25 protein-coding genes are annotated in these 21,468 nt (G+C 41.8%); 21 read left to right on the top strand and 4 right to left on the bottom strand.

Annotation, left to right across the window (positions count from 1 at the left end):
• Positions 1-86: 86 nt before the first annotated feature.
• On the bottom strand, positions 87-290 hold the full coding sequence (locus RQM65_RS03095) for a hypothetical protein (RefSeq protein ID WP_314012676.1): 204 nt from the start codon (positions 288-290) through the stop codon (positions 87-89).
• A 946-nt stretch (positions 291-1,236) separates the two neighbouring features.
• Here RQM65_RS03095 and RQM65_RS03100 point away from each other — a divergent pair.
• From RQM65_RS03100 to RQM65_RS03120, 5 genes are all read left to right on the top strand, one after another.
• Positions 1,237-1,749 carry a hypothetical protein gene (locus RQM65_RS03100; protein ID WP_314012677.1) on the top strand — a complete coding sequence of 171 codons (513 nt, stop codon included), beginning with the start codon at positions 1,237-1,239 and terminating at the stop codon, positions 1,747-1,749.
• 1,082 nt (positions 1,750-2,831) lie between these two features.
• Positions 2,832-3,329, top strand: coding sequence for a hypothetical protein (locus tag RQM65_RS03105; protein WP_314012679.1), 498 nt, complete (start codon positions 2,832-2,834; stop codon positions 3,327-3,329).
• 252 nt (positions 3,330-3,581) lie between these two features.
• Entirely contained in the window at positions 3,582-3,782 is a 201-nt protein-coding gene (locus RQM65_RS03110) for a hypothetical protein (protein WP_314012681.1), read from the top strand.
• Between the two features lie 69 nt (positions 3,783-3,851).
• Positions 3,852-4,394, top strand: a complete 543-nt coding sequence (locus RQM65_RS03115) for a hypothetical protein (protein ID WP_314012682.1) — start codon at positions 3,852-3,854, stop codon at positions 4,392-4,394.
• 77 nt (positions 4,395-4,471) lie between these two features.
• Positions 4,472-6,268 (top strand): hypothetical protein, encoded by a 1,797-nt coding sequence (locus RQM65_RS03120; protein ID WP_314012684.1) that lies wholly within the window; start codon positions 4,472-4,474, stop codon positions 6,266-6,268.
• A 292-nt stretch (positions 6,269-6,560) separates the two neighbouring features.
• On the opposite strand, the gene RQM65_RS03125 is transcribed toward RQM65_RS03120, so the two are convergent.
• A complete protein-coding gene (locus RQM65_RS03125) occupies positions 6,561-6,764 on the bottom strand; it encodes a hypothetical protein (protein ID WP_314012676.1) in 204 nt (67 codons plus the stop codon).
• A gap of 609 nt (positions 6,765-7,373) precedes the next feature.
• Here RQM65_RS03125 and RQM65_RS03130 point away from each other — a divergent pair.
• The 4 genes from RQM65_RS03130 (at position 7,374) to RQM65_RS03145 (ending at position 11,200) form a co-directional block, all read left to right on the top strand.
• Entirely contained in the window at positions 7,374-9,170 is a 1,797-nt protein-coding gene (locus RQM65_RS03130; protein WP_314012684.1) for a hypothetical protein, read from the top strand.
• Positions 9,171-9,865: 695 nt separating this feature from the next.
• Entirely contained in the window at positions 9,866-10,210 is a 345-nt protein-coding gene (locus RQM65_RS03135) for a type II toxin-antitoxin system RelE/ParE family toxin (protein ID WP_314012686.1), read from the top strand.
• A gap of 1 nt (position 10,211) precedes the next feature.
• A complete protein-coding gene (locus RQM65_RS03140; RefSeq protein WP_314016774.1) occupies positions 10,212-10,502 on the top strand; it encodes a helix-turn-helix domain-containing protein in 291 nt (96 codons plus the stop codon).
• A 152-nt stretch (positions 10,503-10,654) separates the two neighbouring features.
• A complete protein-coding gene (locus RQM65_RS03145) occupies positions 10,655-11,200 on the top strand; it encodes a hypothetical protein (RefSeq protein ID WP_314012687.1) in 546 nt (181 codons plus the stop codon).
• 47 nt (positions 11,201-11,247) lie between these two features.
• Here RQM65_RS03145 and RQM65_RS03150 read toward each other — a convergent pair whose 3' ends face one another.
• Positions 11,248-11,451 (bottom strand): hypothetical protein, encoded by a 204-nt coding sequence (locus RQM65_RS03150; RefSeq protein ID WP_314012676.1) that lies wholly within the window; start codon positions 11,449-11,451, stop codon positions 11,248-11,250.
• Positions 11,452-11,587: 136 nt separating this feature from the next.
• Here RQM65_RS03150 and RQM65_RS03155 point away from each other — a divergent pair, with 136 nt between their 5' ends.
• From RQM65_RS03155 to RQM65_RS03195, 9 genes are all read left to right on the top strand, one after another.
• On the top strand, positions 11,588-12,166 hold the full coding sequence (locus tag RQM65_RS03155) for a YdeI/OmpD-associated family protein (protein WP_314012688.1): 579 nt from the start codon (positions 11,588-11,590) through the stop codon (positions 12,164-12,166).
• Positions 12,167-12,280: 114 nt separating this feature from the next.
• Positions 12,281-12,670, top strand: a complete 390-nt coding sequence (locus RQM65_RS03160) for a VOC family protein (RefSeq protein WP_314012689.1) — start codon at positions 12,281-12,283, stop codon at positions 12,668-12,670.
• A 99-nt stretch (positions 12,671-12,769) separates the two neighbouring features.
• A complete protein-coding gene (locus RQM65_RS03165; RefSeq protein WP_314012690.1) occupies positions 12,770-13,423 on the top strand; it encodes a DNA alkylation repair protein in 654 nt (217 codons plus the stop codon).
• A 101-nt stretch (positions 13,424-13,524) separates the two neighbouring features.
• Positions 13,525-14,421 (top strand): hypothetical protein, encoded by an 897-nt coding sequence (locus tag RQM65_RS03170; protein WP_314012691.1) that lies wholly within the window; start codon positions 13,525-13,527, stop codon positions 14,419-14,421.
• 1 nt (position 14,422) lies between these two features.
• Positions 14,423-14,932 (top strand): SLATT domain-containing protein, encoded by a 510-nt coding sequence (locus tag RQM65_RS03175; protein ID WP_314012692.1) that lies wholly within the window; start codon positions 14,423-14,425, stop codon positions 14,930-14,932.
• Between the two features lie 225 nt (positions 14,933-15,157).
• Positions 15,158-15,802, top strand: a complete 645-nt coding sequence (locus tag RQM65_RS03180; protein WP_314012694.1) for an NUDIX hydrolase — start codon at positions 15,158-15,160, stop codon at positions 15,800-15,802.
• 193 nt (positions 15,803-15,995) lie between these two features.
• Positions 15,996-16,196, top strand: coding sequence for a hypothetical protein (locus RQM65_RS03185; protein ID WP_314012681.1), 201 nt, complete (start codon positions 15,996-15,998; stop codon positions 16,194-16,196).
• A 667-nt stretch (positions 16,197-16,863) separates the two neighbouring features.
• Entirely contained in the window at positions 16,864-17,931 is a 1,068-nt protein-coding gene (locus tag RQM65_RS03190) for a GmrSD restriction endonuclease domain-containing protein (protein ID WP_314012696.1), read from the top strand.
• Positions 17,932-17,941: 10 nt separating this feature from the next.
• Complete coding sequence (locus tag RQM65_RS03195) at positions 17,942-18,442, top strand: hypothetical protein (protein WP_314012697.1); 501 nt, start codon at positions 17,942-17,944, stop codon at positions 18,440-18,442.
• A 104-nt stretch (positions 18,443-18,546) separates the two neighbouring features.
• Here the strand turns inward: RQM65_RS03195 and RQM65_RS03200 are convergent, their stop codons facing one another.
• Positions 18,547-19,020, bottom strand: coding sequence for a group II intron maturase-specific domain-containing protein (locus tag RQM65_RS03200; RefSeq protein WP_432279835.1), 474 nt, complete (start codon positions 19,018-19,020; stop codon positions 18,547-18,549).
• A gap of 187 nt (positions 19,021-19,207) precedes the next feature.
• On the opposite strand from RQM65_RS03200, the gene tnpA reads away from it, so the two are divergent.
• From tnpA to tnpC, 3 genes are all read left to right on the top strand, one after another.
• Entirely contained in the window at positions 19,208-19,489 is a 282-nt protein-coding gene (tnpA, locus tag RQM65_RS03205; protein WP_314012698.1) for an IS66 family insertion sequence element accessory protein TnpA, read from the top strand.
• On the top strand, positions 19,489-19,830 hold the full coding sequence (gene tnpB / locus RQM65_RS03210) for an IS66 family insertion sequence element accessory protein TnpB (RefSeq protein WP_314012699.1): 342 nt from the start codon (positions 19,489-19,491) through the stop codon (positions 19,828-19,830). The genes tnpA and tnpB overlap by 1 nt, the downstream gene beginning before the upstream one ends.
• Positions 19,831-19,904: 74 nt before the next feature.
• Complete coding sequence (tnpC, locus tag RQM65_RS03215; protein WP_314012700.1) at positions 19,905-21,422, top strand: IS66 family transposase; 1,518 nt, start codon at positions 19,905-19,907, stop codon at positions 21,420-21,422.
• The last annotated feature ends 46 nt before the right edge of the window (positions 21,423-21,468 follow it).

Below are 21,468 nucleotides of genomic sequence, written 5' to 3' on the forward strand. Positions count from 1 at the left end.
AATGAATGTTCGGGCGCAATAGAAACGGATAAAAATTGAAAAAAGAGTTTGGTCGGGTGCCGGGGGGCTCCTTTTCCAAGACCGTTCTAGAGGCCGAAAGCGTTGCGCAAGGGACGGGCAGGTGGATTTTCCAAGTCCGCCCGGGCCGGTGCTGTCGGCAGGCCTAAAATGCAGCTCGGCGGGCGCAGGTCGGGGGATTTATACGAATGGCCTTGAAAAAGGGGTTTGGGCGTAAAGCGAAGGCCGGGGCCTTCCGAAGGATCGGGCAGCGACACGTTCGGTAACACCATATATAATCAATGCTCGGGATTTTCCGGTGGAAAATCCACGTGCATTCGCTATCTTAAGTGCGCCGGGGGAAATCCTGCGGATTTCACCAACGCACTGATCATATATTTAACGTTGGCATGCATATCGCCAAAAGTGAATTTCAGGGCGCAATGGATCGCGAGGGTTGCGCTGGAAAAAATCGAGCGGCGCCCGGTCCGGTCCCTCCTTTTCCAAGACCGGCCGGGGTACGCAATCCTATCGCAAGGGGAACGGGTGGACGGACCGGCTTCGTTCCATTTTTGTTTTGGCAGGTGCGGGCTTGCCGCACATAGGCCGATCCGAGACGTCGGGCCGGGGGGACCTGCATCGGCCGGCCTCGGAAAAGGTGTCCAGGCGTGCAGCGAACGTCGTGGCCTATCGCAGGGTTCGGGCGGCGACACGCATGCCAACACTACCTATAATGCATTGCGGGGGATTTCCCTGCAGGAAATCCCGGCCTGTTTGCTAGCTTGGGTGCCGGGCGGAAAAGTCCTGCGGACGTTTTCCGCAACGCATCATAGCTTTACCGTTGGCAACAATTTCAAATTCCGTAGGGACACACTTCAACGAGGTGTGCGGGAAAAGGGAGGGATACGTTTTTTTGTTGCCCGTACAGGGCCCGACATTGGAGGGTTCTGTGCAAGTAGTCCGGCTTACAGCGTTGAGAGCTCGCTATCAAAACGTTGTCACGTTATGGACTACTTGGTAAAGGACGGTGAAATTTTGGACAAAGTCAAGTTTACCGGCATTTATGGCAAAAAAAAACGTGCGGGTCGGTCCCTGCGGCCACGTTCCTTGCCATTTACAAAAAACATGGCCTTGGGCCGGCACGTTGAAGTATGGACCCGATATGTTCGGAATCCGAAACGGTCCCGGTCACTTTTATCCTTAATTTTGGCGAAAGCCCAAAGATTAAAATAAAAACCGTTGCCAACAGGTATTATAGGCAATGGCCCTGAGCACCTTTATGAAAAGGGGCCACTACCTATACACCAGGCGTTGGCAAAAATAGCTCCAAAATCAAGTTTTGTAGCGAAAAATCGACGATGGATTTTAGATGGTTCAAGGGCGAAAGCCCTCGAATTTTTTTGGGATTTTTATAGAGTTGCGGACGGACTTTTGAGCCTGGTTGCGCAGATGGACCTTACTCCGGCGCAATCGTTGCGGGGACGGACCTTTTACTCGGGCGTGTTCCGGAACGTGCCGATCTGCGCAATCGTTGTGCAATCCAAACGGGATCGTAGCGGAATCGTTGCGGAATCTGCGCAAGCGGAACGTGCTTACTGTTGTGTGTCGCTACTTTTGCCAACAAAACCTATGGGCAATGCGGGGTTTGGGCTTGGTCCGAAAGCCTGGGCTTGCCGAGCGGCACCGCAAAATCTTTTGGATTTTGCTCTTTCGCGGGACAAGGTAAAAAACGGAACCAAAATATTTCGCTAATTTCAAGGCCGGAGGGCAGGTGCGCACACGCCGCACTGCACATAGCTCGGGCGTTGGCAACAATTTCAAATTCCGTAGGGACACACTTCAACGAGGTGTGCGGGAAAAGGGAGGGATACGTTTTTTTGTTGCCCGTACAGGGCCCGACATTGGAGGGTTCTGTGCAAGTAGTCCGGCTTACAGCGTTGAGAGCTCGCTATCAAAACGTTGTCACGTTATGGACTACTTGGTAAAGGACGGTGAAATTTTGGACAAAGTCAAGTTTACCGGCATTTATGGCAAAAAAAAACGTGCGGGTCGGTCCCTGCGGCCACGTTCCTTGCCATTTACAAAAAACATGGCCTTGGGCCGGCACGTTGAAGTATGGACCCGATATGTTCGGAATCCGAAACGGTCCCGGTCACTTTTATCCTTAATTTTGGCGAAAGCCCAAAGATTAAAATAAAAACCGTTGCCAACAGGTATTATAGGCAATGGCCCTGAGCACCTTTATGAAAAGGGGCCACTACCTATACACCAGGCGTTAGCCCGCATATCGCCAAAAATGGACATCGGGGCGCAAGGCAGCTAAAAGGGCACGTTGAAAAATCGAGCGGCGCAGGGTGCCTTCCCTCCTTTTCCAAGACCGGCCGGGGTACGCAACCGTATCGCAAGGGGAACGGGTGGACGGACCAGCCTCGGTCCATTTTTATTTTGGCAGATGCGGGCTTGACGCATAAAGGCCTATCCGAGACGTCGGGCCGGGCGGACCTGCATCGGCCGGTCCCGGAAAAGGTGTCCGGGCGTACAGCGGAGGCCCGGGCCTGCCGCAGGGCCGGGGCGGCGACACGCGGGCTAACAAAGCCTATGATCCATTGCTTTGGATTTCCCAGCGGGAAATCCCCGCCCATCCACTGGCTTGGGGCTTGGCGGAAAAGTCCTGCGGACGTTTTCCGCAACGTATCATAGCCCGGGCGTTGTAAGCAATTTAAATCAGCATTTTGAAAATAAATAAAATTCTTATTTTGGTCCTTTTTGCCTTCGTATTTGACACTTACGGACAGGACTTCAATACTGAATATTGGGATTTAAAAAAGAGCCTTTTGGAATCCCAAGCCGAATTTGTCGTGGAATTTAGTTCAGATTGTATTGGAATGGAGTTTATCAATATTGAGAACCCCGAGGACTGCGTTTCCCAAAGACCTTTTTACCTGCTTTGGATTAAAAATGGAAAATATTTCAAGCGTAAATTTTCTGATTGCTCCGTTTTCAAAACCATAGAAATGGAGAGGTCTGACTTTTTAATGATGTCTAATGAAAAGCTGCATGAAATTAAAAACGCAAAGCTTTTACCGGTAATCCATAAGTCGAAGAAAAATCCTAAAGGCGAGCAGGAAATTGTGGAGTTGGACATTGACCACTTTTGCGAATCAAAATTCATTTTTCATAAAGGTACCGAAAAAATCGAAAAATCTATAAATCACTTTTACTTGGGAACGGAGATGATTGATGAAAATACACCTAATGACAATTACAAATTGAACCAAAAATCAATTCTCGGTACGATACATAAGTTAATTGGACAGGAGACGATGGAGTGAAAACTGCTTACAACAGAACCTATAAGTAATGCGGGGCTTGGGCACGGTCCGAGAAGTCTGCGTATATTTACGGGTGCCGCAAAATCTTTTGGATTTTGCTCTCGCCAAAAAAAATAGAACAAAACAAAAAGATTTTGCTAGGTGCGTGTCGACGAAGTAAACGCATATTTGCTCCGCACTACTTATAGCTCAAGCGTTGCAAAAAATGTTGAGCAGGTTTAAAACTGTACTTGACCGCCAAAATGAGCGCAAGTGGACCTGAGCGTTGGTGCGCGGATGGATTTCGGAGCGGTACGGAGGATTATGAGAAAACCTTCCCATCTGGGCGGAGCGGAACGAAAGCAGTACGCAGGCTTCCCCCTACCGGGGCGGCAGTGCGCAGGCTACGCCCGCGGAAGGTCAGCACGGCGCAAGCAGAACCCCAAAAAACACTTTTTGCAACAGAACCTATAAGTAATGCGGGGCTCCGGGCCGAATACGAAGGTCTGTGTATATTTACGGGGCCGCAAAATCTTTTGGATTTTGCTCTCGCCAAAAAAAGATAGATCAAAACAAAAAGCTTTTGCTAGGTGCGAGGCCGGAAATTCGGCGCCTGTCCGCTCCGCACTACTTATAGCTCGGGCGTTGGCAAAAATAGCTCCAAAATCAAGTTTTGTAGCGAAAAATCGACGATGGATTTTAGATGGTTCAAGGGCGAAAGCCCTCGAATTTTTTTGGGATTTTTATAGAGTTGCGGACGGACTTTTGAGCCTGGTTGCGCAGATGGACCTTACTCCGGCGCAATCGTTGCGGGGACGGACCTTTTACTCGGGCGTGTTCCGGAACGTGCCGATCTGCGCAATCGTTGTGCAATCCAAACGGGATCGTAGCGGAATCGTTGCGGAATCTGCGCAAGCGGAACGTGCTTACTGTTGTGTGTCGCTACTTTTGCCAACAAAACCTATGGGCAATGCGGGGTTTGGGCTTGGTCCGAAAGCCTGGGCTTGCCGAGCGGCACCGCAAAATCTTTTGGATTTTGCTCTTTCGCGGGACAAGGTAAAAAACGGAACCAAAATATTTCGCTAATTTCAAGGCCGGAGGGCAGGTGCGCACACGCCGCACTGCACATAGCTCGGGCGTTACCTGCAAGCTGAAAAAAAACTATGGGAATTTTTGGAGTTAAGAAAAAGCAAGAAAATAAGAAATCTACCAATCAAGTGGAAAAAACAGAAACAAAAATTGTCGAACGCCCAAGAATTTGTTGTATCGATACTGATCAAGAAGTCATATCTACCTTAGAAAAAGCTGGAATGAATTTATCAATAGGTTCTTTGGGTTCTAAAATAAAAGTTCCGAATAGTACCAGAAGGGAAAATCATCAATTATTACCAAATCACAATTTTCCTCTAAATCTTCACGAACTTGATATATTCATAATGGATTTAGATAGCTTTGAAACTATAGCCTACAATGAAGAAGAGCATATTAGAGAAATGCATACAGGTAAAAGCTCATATTCTTTATTAAGCAGTTTTCCTGAAACTTTATTTGACCCAAGACCAATTGCATCTTCTTTCTTAAGAAAAGAGTTTTATAAAATAACCAATAGAGAATACTTGGTCATAGCTTTTTCCTCTTCAAACTATGAAGTTGATTACGAACCTATAATGGTAACCGAAGGCAATGCAAGAAGACAAGGAATTGAAAAGCATAGCATATATTCATTTTGGGACTATATTCCTTGGCAAGAGCCTAAATATGGTAAAGAAATAACCGTTTGCAAATCAATAGATGACTTACAACGTTTACTAGAAAAGTATAAATCTAACGCCTACTATAATCAAACGTTTGAGCATCCCACTCGATGGAATGGTGGTAAAAAGGAAAAATATGAAAATTATTTTCCTTTAATAACTAACATTAATGGAGATATTGTTTCTTATGTTGAAGTAAATGAATTTAATAATCTAATTGTTTTTCCTCAAATTGAGGATAAAGCAAATTTTCTTTTAGAATTTCTATCTAAAATTGCACCATCAATTTTTCCAGAATTATTTCCCTACTCGACAACTTTTGATTGGAGGAAACAAGAAGAATATTGGTTACCAAATTTTGCCGAACTTTTAGATGATAAAAAAGTAATTGAAAAGGATTATAAAGAAAAGCTGGCTAGAAATGAAAGCGAAATTATTACTAACAATAAAAAATATGAATTTCTTCACGAATTAATTACAGAAACTGGCGATGAGTTAGTTAATGCTGTAATTAAATTTTTAAAATGGTTAGAATTTAAAAATGTACAGGATTTTGATCCTGCAAATGGTTCTGCAATATTGGAGGAAGATATTCAAGTAGATATACCAGAGGGTCTACTAATTATTGAATGTAAAGGGATTGGAGGCACATCAACGGATGGAGACTGTAGTCAGATTTCAAAAATAAAGCATCGTCGATGTAAACAAAGAAACGCATTTGATGTGTTTGCATTGTATTTAGTAAATCATCAACGTTATCAACCACCATTGAAAAGACAGAATCCACCTTTTACTGAACATCAAATTCAAGATGCAGTAAACGATGAAAGAGGTTTGCTCACAACTTGGCAACTTTATCAACTTTATGATTTAGTTCAAAAAGAGATTTTATCAAAAGAAGATGCTAGAAATACTTTCAAAAACTATGGTCTTGTAGAGTTTAAACCTCAGAATTTAGAATTTATTGATGAACCTTTGGAATTATTTGAAAATGGAAAAATATGCATTGTAAATATTAAAGATTGTTCACTTTCAATTAACGAAGAAATTCTAATAGAGAAAAATGGAAAATTCTATAAATCAAAGATAATCGATATTCAATTAAATGGTAGTTCTGTAAAAAGTGCCAAAGAGGGAGAACTTGGTATTAAACTAAGTATTCCGATTAAGAAAAAATCAATACTTTGGAAAAAAGCCAGCAGGTAACAATGTATATAAAAAATAGCGCAAGTCATTGCTAACACTAAGGTTTATACATTTTGGAAAACCACCAAATTTTTAAATTAGACGATTTCCAATAAAGAAGATAAATAGTAAAATTTAAAAATTCGGCTTGTGTTAATCCGAAAAGTTATCGCTTATTTACTGCGCTACTTTTCATATACGGAGCCGTTACCGAACATATCGCCGAAAATGAATGTTCGGGCGCAATAGAAACGGATAAAAATTGAAAAAAGAGTTTGGTCGGGTGCCGGGGGGCTCCTTTTCCAAGACCGTTCTAGAGGCCGAAAGCGTTGCGCAAGGGACGGGCAGGTGGATTTTCCAAGTCCGCCCGGGCCGGTGCTGTCGGCAGGCCTAAAATGCAGCTCGGCGGGCGCAGGTCGGGGGATTTATACGAATGGCCTTGAAAAAGGGGTTTGGGCGTAAAGCGAAGGCCGGGGCCTTCCGAAGGATCGGGCAGCGACACGTTCGGTAACACCATATATAATCAATGCTCGGGATTTTCCGGTGGAAAATCCACGTGCATTCGCTATCTTAAGTGCGCCGGGGGAAATCCTGCGGATTTCACCAACGCACTGATCATATATTTAACGTTAGCAAAAATTTCAGGTTCCGTAAGGACGTTCCGTCCCGAGGTGTGCGGGAAAAAGGGGCCGGGGGATACGTTTTTTTGTTGCCCGTACAGGGCCCGACATTGGAGGGGACTGTGCAAGTAGTCCGGCTTACAGCGTTGAGAGCTCGCTATCAAAACGTTGTCACGTTGGGACTACTTGGTAAAGGACGGTGAAATTTTGAACAAAGTCAAGTTTATCGGCATTTATGGCAAAAAAAAACGTGCGGGTCGGTCCCTGCGGCCACGTTCCTTGCTATTACAAAGAACATGGCCTTGGGCGGTCCCGGGACGAAACGGGGCCGTTTATGTCCGGCACCTGAAACTATAAATGGTTTTCCGTAAGAATCAATCGGGGACGGGGACCAAGCACCGGAGAAAACCTTTGCTAACAGGTATTATAGGCAATGGCCCAGAGCAAGGTTATGGATAGGGGCCACTACCTATACACAGACGTTACCTGCAAGCTGAAAAAAAACTATGGGAATTTTTGGAGTTAAGAAAAAGCAAGAAAATAAGAAATCTACCAATCAAGTGGAAAAAACAGAAACAAAAATTGTCGAACGCCCAAGAATTTGTTGTATCGATACTGATCAAGAAGTCATATCTACCTTAGAAAAAGCTGGAATGAATTTATCAATAGGTTCTTTGGGTTCTAAAATAAAAGTTCCGAATAGTACCAGAAGGGAAAATCATCAATTATTACCAAATCACAATTTTCCTCTAAATCTTCACGAACTTGATATATTCATAATGGATTTAGATAGCTTTGAAACTATAGCCTACAATGAAGAAGAGCATATTAGAGAAATGCATACAGGTAAAAGCTCATATTCTTTATTAAGCAGTTTTCCTGAAACTTTATTTGACCCAAGACCAATTGCATCTTCTTTCTTAAGAAAAGAGTTTTATAAAATAACCAATAGAGAATACTTGGTCATAGCTTTTTCCTCTTCAAACTATGAAGTTGATTACGAACCTATAATGGTAACCGAAGGCAATGCAAGAAGACAAGGAATTGAAAAGCATAGCATATATTCATTTTGGGACTATATTCCTTGGCAAGAGCCTAAATATGGTAAAGAAATAACCGTTTGCAAATCAATAGATGACTTACAACGTTTACTAGAAAAGTATAAATCTAACGCCTACTATAATCAAACGTTTGAGCATCCCACTCGATGGAATGGTGGTAAAAAGGAAAAATATGAAAATTATTTTCCTTTAATAACTAACATTAATGGAGATATTGTTTCTTATGTTGAAGTAAATGAATTTAATAATCTAATTGTTTTTCCTCAAATTGAGGATAAAGCAAATTTTCTTTTAGAATTTCTATCTAAAATTGCACCATCAATTTTTCCAGAATTATTTCCCTACTCGACAACTTTTGATTGGAGGAAACAAGAAGAATATTGGTTACCAAATTTTGCCGAACTTTTAGATGATAAAAAAGTAATTGAAAAGGATTATAAAGAAAAGCTGGCTAGAAATGAAAGCGAAATTATTACTAACAATAAAAAATATGAATTTCTTCACGAATTAATTACAGAAACTGGCGATGAGTTAGTTAATGCTGTAATTAAATTTTTAAAATGGTTAGAATTTAAAAATGTACAGGATTTTGATCCTGCAAATGGTTCTGCAATATTGGAGGAAGATATTCAAGTAGATATACCAGAGGGTCTACTAATTATTGAATGTAAAGGGATTGGAGGCACATCAACGGATGGAGACTGTAGTCAGATTTCAAAAATAAAGCATCGTCGATGTAAACAAAGAAACGCATTTGATGTGTTTGCATTGTATTTAGTAAATCATCAACGTTATCAACCACCATTGAAAAGACAGAATCCACCTTTTACTGAACATCAAATTCAAGATGCAGTAAACGATGAAAGAGGTTTGCTCACAACTTGGCAACTTTATCAACTTTATGATTTAGTTCAAAAAGAGATTTTATCAAAAGAAGATGCTAGAAATACTTTCAAAAACTATGGTCTTGTAGAGTTTAAACCTCAGAATTTAGAATTTATTGATGAACCTTTGGAATTATTTGAAAATGGAAAAATATGCATTGTAAATATTAAAGATTGTTCACTTTCAATTAACGAAGAAATTCTAATAGAGAAAAATGGAAAATTCTATAAATCAAAGATAATCGATATTCAATTAAATGGTAGTTCTGTAAAAAGTGCCAAAGAGGGAGAACTTGGTATTAAACTAAGTATTCCGATTAAGAAAAAATCAATACTTTGGAAAAAAGCCAGCAGGTAACAATGTATATAAAAAATAGCGCAAGTCATTGCTAACACTAAGGTTTATACATTTTGGAAAACCACCAAATTTTTAAATTAGACGATTTCCAATAAAGAAGATAAATAGTAAAATTTAAAAATTCGGCTTGTGTTAATCCGAAAAGTTATCGCTTATTTACTGCGCTACTTTTCATATACGGAGCCGTTAGCCCGCATATCGCCAAAAATGGACATCGGGGCGCAAGGCAGCTAAAAGGGCACGTTGAAAAATCGAGCGGCGCAGGGTGCCTTCCCTCCTTTTCCAAGACCGGCCGGGGTACGCAACCGTATCGCAAGGGGAACGGGTGGACGGACCAGCCTCGGTCCATTTTTATTTTGGCAGATGCGGGCTTGACGCATAAAGGCCTATCCGAGACGTCGGGCCGGGCGGACCTGCATCGGCCGGTCCCGGAAAAGGTGTCCGGGCGTACAGCGGAGGCCCGGGCGGGGCGGCGACACGCGGGCTAACAAAGCCTATGATCCATTGCTTTGGATTTCCCAGCGGGAAATCCCCGCCCGTCCACTGACTTGGGGCTTGGCGGAAAAGTCCTGCGGACGTTTTCCGCAACGTATCATAGCCCGGGCGTTGTAACACATACTACTCAAGTACAACCTCCAACCTCCATTCATCGATAAATATTTTGTAGATAGTAACTTTTAAGTTACATTTGAGCAATGGAAAAAGTCAGGGAGGTAATCCAATACAAGAATTATTTCGAGGAATTCTTGCTCAAGCAACCGAAGAAGGTCCAGGACAAAATATTCAAGGTCATCGAAATAATAGAAACTTACGAAAGAGTTCCCTCGACCTATCTAAAAGCAATTGTCGGGACCAAAGGACTTTACGAGGCGCGAATCAAATTGGGCTCCAACATTTGGCGTGTGTTCTGCTTTTTCGACAAGGGAAAACTGGTTATCCTGCTGAACGGATTTACCAAGAAAACGCAGAAAACACCGAAAAAAGAAATCGACAAGGCGGTCGGACTAATGAACTCATACTATGAAGACAAAAAAAAATAAGATGGACACCAAAAGCTGGAAGGACATCAAGGACACCGTTTACGGAAATAAGGGAACCGAACGCAGGGACGGACTGGAACGGGATTTCGAGTCCTTCAAGATCGGACTGCTTCTGCGAAAGGCACGCGAAGGAAAAAACCTTACACAGGAGCAATTGGGAGATCTGGTGGACAAAAAGCGGACCTACATCTCGCGGGTCGAGAACAACGGGAGCAATCTGACCTTAAAAACATTGTACGATATCGTCGAGAAAGGACTGGGCGGAAAGGTGAAGATCTCGATCGAGGTGTAAAAAAGTACGTGTTACAACAGAACCTATACGCAATGCGGGCTCAGGTGCCCAGCTGAAGGGCCTGTGCATGTTTTCGAGTACCGCAAAATCTTTTGGATTTTGCTTTTACGCGGGACAAGTTAAAACCGAAACAAAAAGATTTTTGCTATTGCGTGGCGGAAAGTCAGGTGCGTGCCGGCCCCGCACTGCGCATAGCTCGGGCGTTGGCATGCATATCGCCAAAAGTGAATTTCAGGGCGCAATGGATCGCGAGGGTTGCGCTGGAAAAAATCGAGCGGCGCCCGGTCCGGTCCCTCCTTTTCCAAGACCGGCCGGGGTACGCAATCCTATCGCAAGGGGAACGGGTGGACGGACCGGCTTCGTTCCATTTTTGTTTTGGCAGGTGCGGGCTTGCCGCACATAGGCCGATCCGAGACGTCGGGCCGGGGGGACCTGCATCGGCCGGCCTCGGAAAAGGTGTCCAGGCGTGCAGCGAACGTCGTGGCCTATCGCAGGGTTCGGGCGGCGACACGCATGCCAACACTACCTATAATGCATTGCGGGGGATTTCCCTGCAGGAAATCCCGGCCTGTTTGCTAGCTTGGGTGCCGGGCGGAAAAGTCCTGCGGACGTTTTCCGCAACGCATCATAGCTTTACCGTTACCGAACATATCGCCGAAAATGAATGTTCGGGCGCAATAGAAACGGATAAAAATTGAAAAAAGAGTTTGGTCGGGTGCCGGGGGGCTCCTTTTCCAAGACCGTTCTAGAGGCCGAAAGCGTTGCGCAAGGGACGGGCAGGTGGATTTTCCAAGTCCGCCCGGGCCGGTGCTGTCGGCAGGCCTAAAATGCAGCTCGGCGGGCGCAGGTCGGGGGATTTATACGAATGGCCTTGAAAAAGGGGTTTGGGCGTAAAGCGAAGGCCGGGGCCTTCCGAAGGATCGGGCAGCGACACGTTCGGTAACACCATATATAATCAATGCTCGGGATTTTCCGGTGGAAAATCCACGTGCATTCGCTATCTTAAGTGCGCCGGGGGAAATCCTGCGGATTTCACCAACGCACTGATCATATATTTAACGTTGGCGGTAATTAAAAAGAAATAAATGAATCCGAAAGTAGATTGGTTTTTCGATAAGGACACAAAGTGGCAAAAGGAATATAAAACCCTTCGAACTCTTGTTTTAGACTGTGGATTAACTGAAGAGTTAAAGTGGGGAGTGCCATGTTACACATTCCAAGAAAATAATATTGTACTCATTCATGGTTTTAAAGACTATTGTGCTCTACTTTTTCATAAAGGAGTCTTGCTAGCCGATCCCGAAAAATTGCTCATACAACAAACCGAAAATGTTCAATCAGCTCGACAAATGCGATTTACTGATGTCAAAGGAATTAACAAACTAGAGTTAATTATCAAAGCATACATTTTTGAAGCTATTGAAGTAGAAAAAGCTGGAGTGGAAGTAAAAATGAAAAAGACTTTCGAATTTGAAATGCCAGAAGAACTTAATCAAGCTTTTGAAAATAATTCTGAGCTAAAAACTGCCTTTTATGAATTGACACCTGGCAGACAAAGAGGTTATTTGCTTTTTTTCTCACAAGCCAAACAATCAAAAACACGTGCATCAAGAATTGAAAAATCAATGCCGAAAATATTTGCGGGAAAAGGATTGAATGATTGACAAATACATTTAAGGTAAGGTTACAACTATCACCGATGCCATACCATAAAAACTATTTTTATAAAATAAAAAATCCGAATAGAATTACATAAGTTTATTTAACAAGAGAAAAACATGAAACCTAAAAATCCAGCTGTTTGGTTCGAAATATATGTAGATGACCTAAAAAGAGCGCAAGACTTTTATGAAGAAGTCCTTAACTTAAAGTTAAATGAATTACCAACACCAAAAGATGTTCAAGGTGAAATGAAAATGATGGCCTTCCCAATGGATATGAATGGAGAGGGAGCAAGTGGTACATTGGTAAAAATGAAAGGTTTTGATGCAGGTAATAATTCTACCATAGTATATTTTCAAAGTGAAGATTGTGCAATTGAAGAAAGGAAAATTAGTAGTGCCGGTGGTAAAGTATTTAAATCAAAACAATCTTTAGGAGAATATGGGTTTATGATTTTAGCTATTGATACTGAGGGAAATATGTTTGGCGTGCATTCTCAAAAATAAAAGGCAAAGAATAATAAAGATTACCATGAAAAATGGATTCAGTTCAATTTCCCTTGAATAAGCCACTTACGCAAAATCTCATTGAACGAATGATAGCCTATGACTGCTCAAGAATTTATTGCTACTCTAAAAATAATTAGCCAAGAATATCCAAAAGGAATTCCTAAAAGGGAGATTTTTTCTCTAGCCAAAGAATTTCAATACATTCCAGTTGAAGAGGTTGTGAAACTGATTAGAAACAAAAATTCCGATTACCGACTTGGAGCAATTTCAATTTTAGATTGGAAGGCTCGAAATAAAAAGACTACAACAGAAGAGAAGTACAAAATTTACACAGGCTACATTGAAAATCATGAATATATTGATGATTGGGGAATGGTAGACAGAGCAGCGCCTTATGTAGTTGGTGGTTATCTGTACGATAAGAACCGAAAGCCATTATATGAATTAGCGGAATCCACTAATCCAATGGAACGAAGAACTTCTATTGTAAGTACTTATTACTTCATTAGGAAAAATGAAATAGAGGACACATTCAAGATTGCGGAATTGTTAGTTAATGACACCGAACATTTCGTGCAAACGGCTGTAGGTAGTTGGGTTAGAGAAGCAGGAAAAAGAGATGAAAAGAGATTGAAAGCCTTTTTGAAAGACCATGCCGCAACTATGCCGAGAGTCACTTTAAGACTCGCAATTGAAAAGTTTGACCCTGAAACACGAAAATACTATTTGGGTTTAAGCAAACAGAAATAATGAAAAAAACTACCGCCAACAATGTGTATAGTGCATAGCACCCTGCGGGATGCTACGACACCATACACCGAGCGTTAGCTGTAATTTTAAAACAACCTTTTATGTATAAAACAGACCTTAATTTTAAACAATTTTTATCCTCAATCAATAAATGTTACAGTAAGGAATACCAGGACAAACTGCCCAAATTGAATGACTTTAAATCTGAATTATTCGGTTCTGAAAACAATTTAAGCTACGATAGATTAATTGAATTTGTCAAAAAGACGAATAATGTCTATTTAAAATCCGTTTCGCTAAGAATGCTTGCAATTATCAACATTCAAAATGCAAGAGAAAAAGAGAAGAATTTAGACATCGAAAAAACTTGGGAACTCATAAGGGAATCAATACAAATTTTACCGAAAGAATGTACGATATCATCGATTGGCTCTCAAGGTTTCTTATCTATTCCATTATTTAAATATGAAGAAGAAAAAACACACTTTGATTTTATTAGACTTCATATTTGGGATGAAGATTTATCTAAGTATATAGACACAGAAAAGTGCGAGAAATTTTCGATTCATACCCACTCTTTTTTTGCAGAAAGTTGGCCCATATGTGGAAAAGTAATAAATGACAGATATTCCGCCAAGATTAGCGATTCAAAAACAGAAAACTCTCTATTTACAGTAGAATATAACAAGTCACTCAATGAAGTAAATCAGCACACATCTAATGCAATCAATACCGGCAAAGATGTTGACTTAAAACAAATAAGTCACGAGGTTCATATGAAAGGTAGCCACTATCAAATTGATGCAGGAAAATACCATAAATCTGGTTCAATAGGCGAGAATGGCATAAGTGCTACATTCTTTAGTTTTACAGCAGAAAATGGTTTAGTTAACCAATCCTATGTAGTTGGGGCAAGCGATATAAAGAAATCGGAAATCAACAGAAAAATGTATATCGACCCTACACCCTTTTTAAAGAAAATTAGCAAAGAAATTTAATATGAACGAAAAGCTAAGAAGAATGCTATTGGATTGGATGAGAAAAATTCATCAATTGGAGTATGCCCATTGCTATCAATCAATTTTCTGGGCAAACTTTGAAAAATGGATTGGAATCGGTGCCTTTGTCATTTCAACAATAGTTGCTTTTTCATACCGCTTTCCCCAGATAGACATTCCTTGGATTCAAGACATTCTTTTACCATTTATACTTTTAATTGTAGCAATACTAACTGGTCTTCAAACATTTTTAAAGCCAAGTGAGAAAGCAGAAAATCATAAACGAATAGGTTTTAATTACGAGAAACTAAGACACAGCATCGAATTAATTTTGAATACACAAATGACAGATGAAAAATTGAATCGTGAGATTGAAATAATTAAGAATGAATGGGCAGATTTGAAGTCGGTATATGTAAGTAACCGAAAATTCATAAAGGGAAAACAAACGGTAAAGAAATTGAAAAAATATCCAGAAGAGTTAAGTTTTTTAGACACCATTGACCCATAAAACTACAGCTAACAACGAATATAAAACATAGCTACATCAGGGCTTCCGAGACACTTCTTGCTTGGAAAGACCGCCGAATTTTCGGATTCGGCTTTTTAGAGTAATAAACGTAAAAAGCAGATCCGAAAATTCGGCTACATCCCAACACCAAGAACCCGCGTCCCGAACACACGCTACGTTCCATATTCGAAGCCGTTAGGTGCAATTTGAAAAACAAACTGAAAAATGATTAAGATTAATGATTCTGACAAAGAAAATTCTTGGCTAAAATGGGCTATTGAGCTTCAATTTATTTCACAAGCTGGAATTACCTATTCAAAAGACCCATTTGATTTGGAAAGATTTGAAAGAATTAGAGAAATTTCAGCGGAGATAATGAGTTTAAAATCTGGATGGAATTTGGAAAAAGTAAAAGAAGTGTTTTGTAATGAAACAGGCTTCCAGACACCTAAACTTGATACGAGAGCTGCAATTTTTCGGAATAATAAAATTTTGCTTGTAAAAGAAAAAAATGGAACGTGGTCCTTACCAGGAGGTTGGGTTGATGTCAATGAATCAATAAAATCAAATACGATAAAAGAAGTAAAAGAAGAATCTGGATTTACTGTAAATCCTTTAAATATAATTGCAGTTCAAGATAGAAATAAACACAATGAACCCTTATATGCATATGGTGTTTGTAAAATTTTCATCAAATGCGATATTTTGGAAGACAATGTAGAATTTATTCCAAATATTGAAACAACTGAACGGAATTTCTTCACTGTAGATAATTTACCTTTACTCGCAACTGAAAAAAATACCGAAGAACAAATAAGGTTATGCTTTAAAGCAAATTCTTCAGAAAATTGGAAAACGACATTTGATTAATAAAAAACAGCACCTAACAACGCACATAAAAAATTGCTTATTTCTAACTAAATATGAAAATTAATACAAATAATAAACTAAATTTAAACATCGGAAAATTGCGTATTTAAACCCGCAACTTTTCATGTCCAAAACCGTTGCAAAAAATGTTGAGCAGGTTTAAAACTGTACTTGACCGCCAAAATGAGCGCAAGTGGACCTGAGCGTTGGTGCGCGGATGGATTTCGGAGCGGTACGGAGGATTATGAGAAAACCTTCCCATCTGGGCGGAGCGGAACGAAAGCAGTACGCAGGCTTCCCCCTACCGGGGCGGCAGTGCGCAGGCTACGCCCGCGGAAGGTCAGCACGGCGCAAGCAGAACCCCAAAAAACACTTTTTGCAACAGAACCTATAAGTAATGCGGGGCTCCGGGCCGAATACGAAGGTCTGTGTATATTTACGGGGCCGCAAAATCTTTTGGATTTTGCTCTCGCCAAAAAAAGATAGATCAAAACAAAAAGCTTTTGCTAGGTGCGAGGCCGGAAATTCGGCGCCTGTCCGCTCCGCACTACTTATAGCTCGGGCGTTGGCAACAATTTCAAATTCCGTAGGGACACACTTCAACGAGGTGTGCGGGAAAAGGGAGGGATACGTTTTTTTGTTGCCCGTACAGGGCCCGACATTGGAGGGTTCTGTGCAAGTAGTCCGGCTTACAGCGTTGAGAGCTCGCTATCAAAACGTTGTCACGTTATGGACTACTTGGTAAAGGACGGTGAAATTTTGGACAAAGTCAAGTTTACCGGCATTTATGGCAAAAAAAAACGTGCGGGTCGGTCCCTGCGGCCACGTTCCTTGCCATTTACAAAAAACATGGCCTTGGGCCGGCACGTTGAAGTATGGACCCGATATGTTCGGAATCCGAAACGGTCCCGGTCACTTTTATCCTTAATTTTGGCGAAAGCCCAAAGATTAAAATAAAAACCGTTGCCAACAGGTATTATAGGCAATGGCCCTGAGCACCTTTATGAAAAGGGGCCACTACCTATACACCAGGCGTTGGGCTTAATTTGAAATAAAACAAGATGACTGATAAAAAACTCAAAGAATTAGAAGAAAACCAGATGTATGAAGACGAATATAATGAGCTTCCGCCATCTGACATTGTTGCATTCAACGAACTACGTTCCTGCGCTGACCTTCTTAGGTTGTATACTTCTAATCAACTAGAAATTCAACCTGATTTCCAAAGAGATGTTGTGTGGTCAAATCCTGACCAAACTAGGTTTATTGATAGTCTAACCAAACAGCTACCCATACCGAGTATGTGCATAAGCTTAGACTACAAAACTGATAAGCGGTTAATAATTGATGGTCTTCAACGTATGACTACTATAATAAACTTTCTATCTGAAGATGAATGGAAATTATCTGCTCTTGATGACATAGACGAAAATTTGGCAGGAAAAACTGTACATACTATAAAAACCAAACATCGTGAACTTTATGACAGAGTTCAAAATGTCTCTATTCCAATAACAGTTATCAGGTGTGACTACTCTAAACCAACACACAACGAATATCTATTCACTATTTTTCATAGGCTTAATTCCGGTGGATTAAAGCTAAATAATCAAGAAATTAGAAATTGTATTTATAATGGAAACTTCAACACCCTTCTGAAGCAGCTTTCAAGGAAGAAGAACACACAAAAGCTTTTTGGCAAAAAGAAACGTTTCGCAAATGAAGAAATGATTTTAAGGTTTTTTGCCTTTTCCGAAAAGCTTAATGAATACAATGGCAGACTTTCCAAATTTCTTAATGATTATATGTTTGACAATAGAGCATTGGATGAGTCCGAAATAGCAACGAAAGAAGAGTTTTACAATGACACAGTTGAACTTATTGTTTCAAAAATATTCAATGAATCTGCTGTTTCATCCTTGGGTAAAACTTATTTAGAGGGCCTACTTTATGGTGTATCTCAGAACTTAGAAAACCTTAAGAATAAAACTAATGATGAGCTTCAAGAACTTTATCAATCTTTTAAAGATTTAGATGAATATAGCGTTGAAAGTCTTAAAGAAGGGTTATCGGCAAGAGAAAAGGTTAAAGATAGACTTACCGCATCTAAAGAAGTATTTAGCAATTAAATAAGTTCTTATGCAATCAAAAGATGCCATTGAGTCGCTAATTCAAGAGCTTCAATTGTTATATGACAATTGTGAAGACACAAATCAAAAGCCATATTATTCCAAACTCGCTTTATTAGAATTGTGTGGATGGTTGGAAGCAGTTCAAGATGAAATCGCCTTAAACTATGGTCAAAGCAAACTTGCAGAGGAAAAAAACTTAGAATTTCTTGAGAAGACCATAGTTGGCAAAACTTTTGGATTTGACTACAAGTCTCAATTTCGACCTATGTTAATCAAAATAATTGGATTGACAAGGGTCGAGACAATTGAAAATGAACTTAAAACTCAAGGCACTTTTCCTATTCTTGTATCACAACTTGGCTCACTGTACTCACTCAGAAATTCAGCAGCTCACACAACAATAGCCGGAGTAATGCCTACCTACAACGCCCCATCTACTATGTTGACTTATCTAAATTCCTTACACCCTATACTCTCCAAACTAGAAGAAAAATTAAATGAGATATAAAAAAACTAAGCCCAATCGAGTAGACGGGTCCGCCCCTAGTTAGGAACGGACTGCGCCTCTCACACCACCGTGCGTACGGGTCTCGTACACGGCGGTTCGTTATATCAGAACTTTACACTAAGGTAGTACGCTAGCATACTTTGATAACCTCTTTTGCCTAGGCGTTTTTCAGTAATAGTAGTTCTAAGTATAGGACTTTGAGCTACTGCCCATCCTCCCATTCTTGTCCTGCTCCAAGCATATGCTTGTCCCTGTTTTATACCTAGACCTATGAGATTCTTTCGTTTGCGCTCTGGTTTCTTCCAATCGTGCCATATGCAGTATCGTAGTCGGTTACGTAACCATTCATCCAGCTTTTTAAGTTTGGTATGTATATTCCCTAATCGGAAATTGTTCAACCACCCTTTATAGATGAGTTTTAGCCGTTGTAACCTTTCCGCTAATGACCATGGCAGCGTTTTCTTGGTAAGATACCTGAGCTTGCGTTTAAGTGTTTGCCAAGCCTGTCCGCTTACTACTAACTGATAATGACCCTTTACGCCTTTCTTATATACTGGCGTAAACCTATAACCCAACACCTTGAATGTAGAGGGTCTGCGGATACCGCTCTTTGCTCGGTTGACAGGCAGATCCAGTTTCTCTTTCAGGAAAAGAAAAACCTCGTTCCCTATCGCTCGTGCAGCTGCTTTTGATTTGTATCCACCCCACCAAGTACATATTGCTAGATCACGCTCCTGACTTTAGCTTTGCCCAAAAATAGATAAAATGAGCAAGGAACAGGAAATGTTCGCCCTGATCGATGAATTTGAGAACGGCGTCCTTAGCGGGAAGGATTTCTGTAGGGCCAAGGGCCTTGTACCCTCCACCTTTTATTACTGGAAGAAAAAGAAGGCCCGGATAGATACCGGCAGTAGCACAGGGTTTGTAACTATAGGCCCAAACCCTTTGATGGATGGAAATCTGGAACTTATATATCCAAATGGGATCCGGCTACGGCTGGGGGCCTCACAGTTCACTTTGATCGGCAAACTCCTCAGGCTTTACTGATGTTTGCCTTAAGTTCGTTCCATACGTACCACTTTTATCCCAGGCCCTGTGATATGCGAAAATCGTTCAATGGCCTAAGCGGGCTTGTCAACAATGAGCTGGGCAGGGAACCTACCAGTGGCGATGTGTTCATTTTTTTAAACCGTAACCGTACCCATCTTAAATTATTGCACTGGGAGGCCGGTGGATTCGTATTGTACTATAAACGCCTGGAACAGGGCAGTTTTACCCCTCCTGTCCTTAAAGGCAACAATCCCGGTATGACCTGGTCGGAACTGGTGCTTATGGTAGAAGGGCTGCAGGTAAAAAAGGCCCATCAAAAACTGAGGTACCCACGGTGAAAAAAGAAGCAAAAGACTAGTAAAAACAGGGGTTTACAGTAGGTTTAAAAGAGCGGTTTTCGTATCTTTAAGCTATGCAAGAAGCCTTGGAAAACCTTACTAGAGAAGAGATTTTGGCACTCCTTGACAAGGAGACCGGAAGAAGGGCGAAAGCAGAAAAAGAAAATACCGATCTCAGGTTCCAGCTCGCCTATTACAAACGCCTGGCCCTTGGCCAAAAAAGGGAACGCTTCGAAGGTGATAAAAACCAGTTGGGCCTTCCCTTTGAGATGGAGCCGCAAAAGGCGGAAGAACAAGAAGAGGTATTAAAGGAAAAACTTACCTACGAGCGCCGCAAAAGAACTTCCACCCATAAAGGACGGGTAGCCCTTCCCGGGCATCTTCCCGTAGAAGAGATCGAGATCTATCCGAGCGAAGATATTACCGATATGGTCTGTATCGGCAAAGAAGTCACCGATGAGCTGGAATACGAGCCTGCCAGATACTATATCAAACGCTACATCCGCTATAAGTATGCCCCTAAAAGTAAAGAAGGGGTAATCATAGGGGAACTGCCCGGGCGGGTGATCGAAAAAGGCATTCCCGGGGCCGGGCTCCTGGCCTCCGTTCTGGTCGATAAGTATGAGGACCACCTTCCGCTCTACCGGCAACTGCAACGCTTTGAAAGAGCGGATATCCCCATTGCATCCTCCACCCTGGAAGGCTGGACCAGGCAGAGCCTTAAAATACTGGATATTCTGTACCAACACCTTTTGGAGGATACCAGGTCAAAGGGGTATCTCCAAGCGGACGAGTCCCCGATAAAAGTAATCGACAGGAACAAAAAAGGCACCACCCATCAGGGGTACTATTGGGTGTACCATAACCCTATCGATGGGACCGTACTCTTCGATTACCAGCGTGGGCGTAGCCGTGGGGCTGCCGATTATGTGCTGGCCGATTTTAAAGGCTACCTCCAAAGTGACGGGTATGCGGCATATGACAGAATAGGCAAACGTGAGGGGGTTACCCACCTGAACTGCTGGGCGCATGCCCGAAGGGAATTCGATAGGGCCCTGGACAACGATAAAGAGCGCGCCGAACAAGCTTTGACCTTTATCCAAAAACTCTATGCCGTGGAAGCCCGTGCAAGGGAACAGAAGTTGACCCCGGAGCAGCGTAAAACCCTGCGCCTGGAAAAAGCGCTGCCCGTAATCAATGAATTCGGGAAATGGATGTCCCGGCAGATGGAGCACCGGTCGATCCTTCCCAAGAGTCCTATCGGGAAAGCCTTCCGGTATTCCATGGATCGATGGGACCGGCTCAGCGCCTATCTCTATGACGGCATTCTGGAAATCGATAACAATTTAATAGAAAATGCCATTAGAAAATTGGCACTGGGGCGTAAAAACTACCTGTTCGCAGGTTCTGATGATGCAGCCCAACGTGGTGCAATTATGTATTCCTTCTTTGCGATCTGCAAAAAACACGGGGTAAACCCATATGAATGGCTCAAGTACACCCTGGAGAACATAATGTCCATCAACCATAGGGACATCCGCAACCTGTACCCCCAGAATTACAAGAAATTACGGCAAGAACAACAGGGCTGATCGACCTCACAACAAATCCGTACTGAAAATCATACTAAGTTACAAG

Source organism: Pricia mediterranea (assembly GCF_032248455.1).
Taxonomy (GTDB): Bacteria; Bacteroidota; Bacteroidia; order Flavobacteriales; family Flavobacteriaceae; genus Pricia; species Pricia mediterranea.

Excerpts from the sequence above, each read along its gene's own strand:
- RQM65_RS03095 (WP_314012676.1), bottom strand. The coding sequence starts at position 290 with ATGGTGTTACCGAACGTGTCGCTGCCCGATCCTTCGGAAGGCCCCGGC.
- RQM65_RS03120 (WP_314012684.1), top strand. The coding sequence starts at position 4,472 with ATGGGAATTTTTGGAGTTAAGAAAAAGCAAGAAAATAAGAAATCTACC.
- RQM65_RS03125 (WP_314012676.1), bottom strand. The coding sequence starts at position 6,764 with ATGGTGTTACCGAACGTGTCGCTGCCCGATCCTTCGGAAGGCCCCGGC.
- RQM65_RS03130 (WP_314012684.1), top strand. The coding sequence starts at position 7,374 with ATGGGAATTTTTGGAGTTAAGAAAAAGCAAGAAAATAAGAAATCTACC.
- RQM65_RS03135 (WP_314012686.1), top strand. The coding sequence starts at position 9,866 with ATGGAAAAAGTCAGGGAGGTAATCCAATACAAGAATTATTTCGAGGAA.
- RQM65_RS03140 (WP_314016774.1), top strand. The coding sequence starts at position 10,212 with ATGGACACCAAAAGCTGGAAGGACATCAAGGACACCGTTTACGGAAAT.
- RQM65_RS03150 (WP_314012676.1), bottom strand. The coding sequence starts at position 11,451 with ATGGTGTTACCGAACGTGTCGCTGCCCGATCCTTCGGAAGGCCCCGGC.
- RQM65_RS03155 (WP_314012688.1), top strand. The coding sequence starts at position 11,588 with ATGAATCCGAAAGTAGATTGGTTTTTCGATAAGGACACAAAGTGGCAA.
- RQM65_RS03160 (WP_314012689.1), top strand. The coding sequence starts at position 12,281 with ATGAAACCTAAAAATCCAGCTGTTTGGTTCGAAATATATGTAGATGAC.
- RQM65_RS03165 (WP_314012690.1), top strand. The coding sequence starts at position 12,770 with ATGACTGCTCAAGAATTTATTGCTACTCTAAAAATAATTAGCCAAGAA.
- RQM65_RS03170 (WP_314012691.1), top strand. The coding sequence starts at position 13,525 with ATGTATAAAACAGACCTTAATTTTAAACAATTTTTATCCTCAATCAAT.
- RQM65_RS03175 (WP_314012692.1), top strand. The coding sequence starts at position 14,423 with ATGAACGAAAAGCTAAGAAGAATGCTATTGGATTGGATGAGAAAAATT.
- RQM65_RS03180 (WP_314012694.1), top strand. The coding sequence starts at position 15,158 with ATGATTAAGATTAATGATTCTGACAAAGAAAATTCTTGGCTAAAATGG.
- RQM65_RS03190 (WP_314012696.1), top strand. The coding sequence starts at position 16,864 with ATGACTGATAAAAAACTCAAAGAATTAGAAGAAAACCAGATGTATGAA.
- RQM65_RS03195 (WP_314012697.1), top strand. The coding sequence starts at position 17,942 with ATGCAATCAAAAGATGCCATTGAGTCGCTAATTCAAGAGCTTCAATTG.
- tnpA (WP_314012698.1), top strand. The coding sequence starts at position 19,208 with ATGAGCAAGGAACAGGAAATGTTCGCCCTGATCGATGAATTTGAGAAC.
- tnpB (WP_314012699.1), top strand. The coding sequence starts at position 19,489 with ATGTTTGCCTTAAGTTCGTTCCATACGTACCACTTTTATCCCAGGCCC.
- tnpC (WP_314012700.1), top strand. The coding sequence starts at position 19,905 with ATGCAAGAAGCCTTGGAAAACCTTACTAGAGAAGAGATTTTGGCACTC.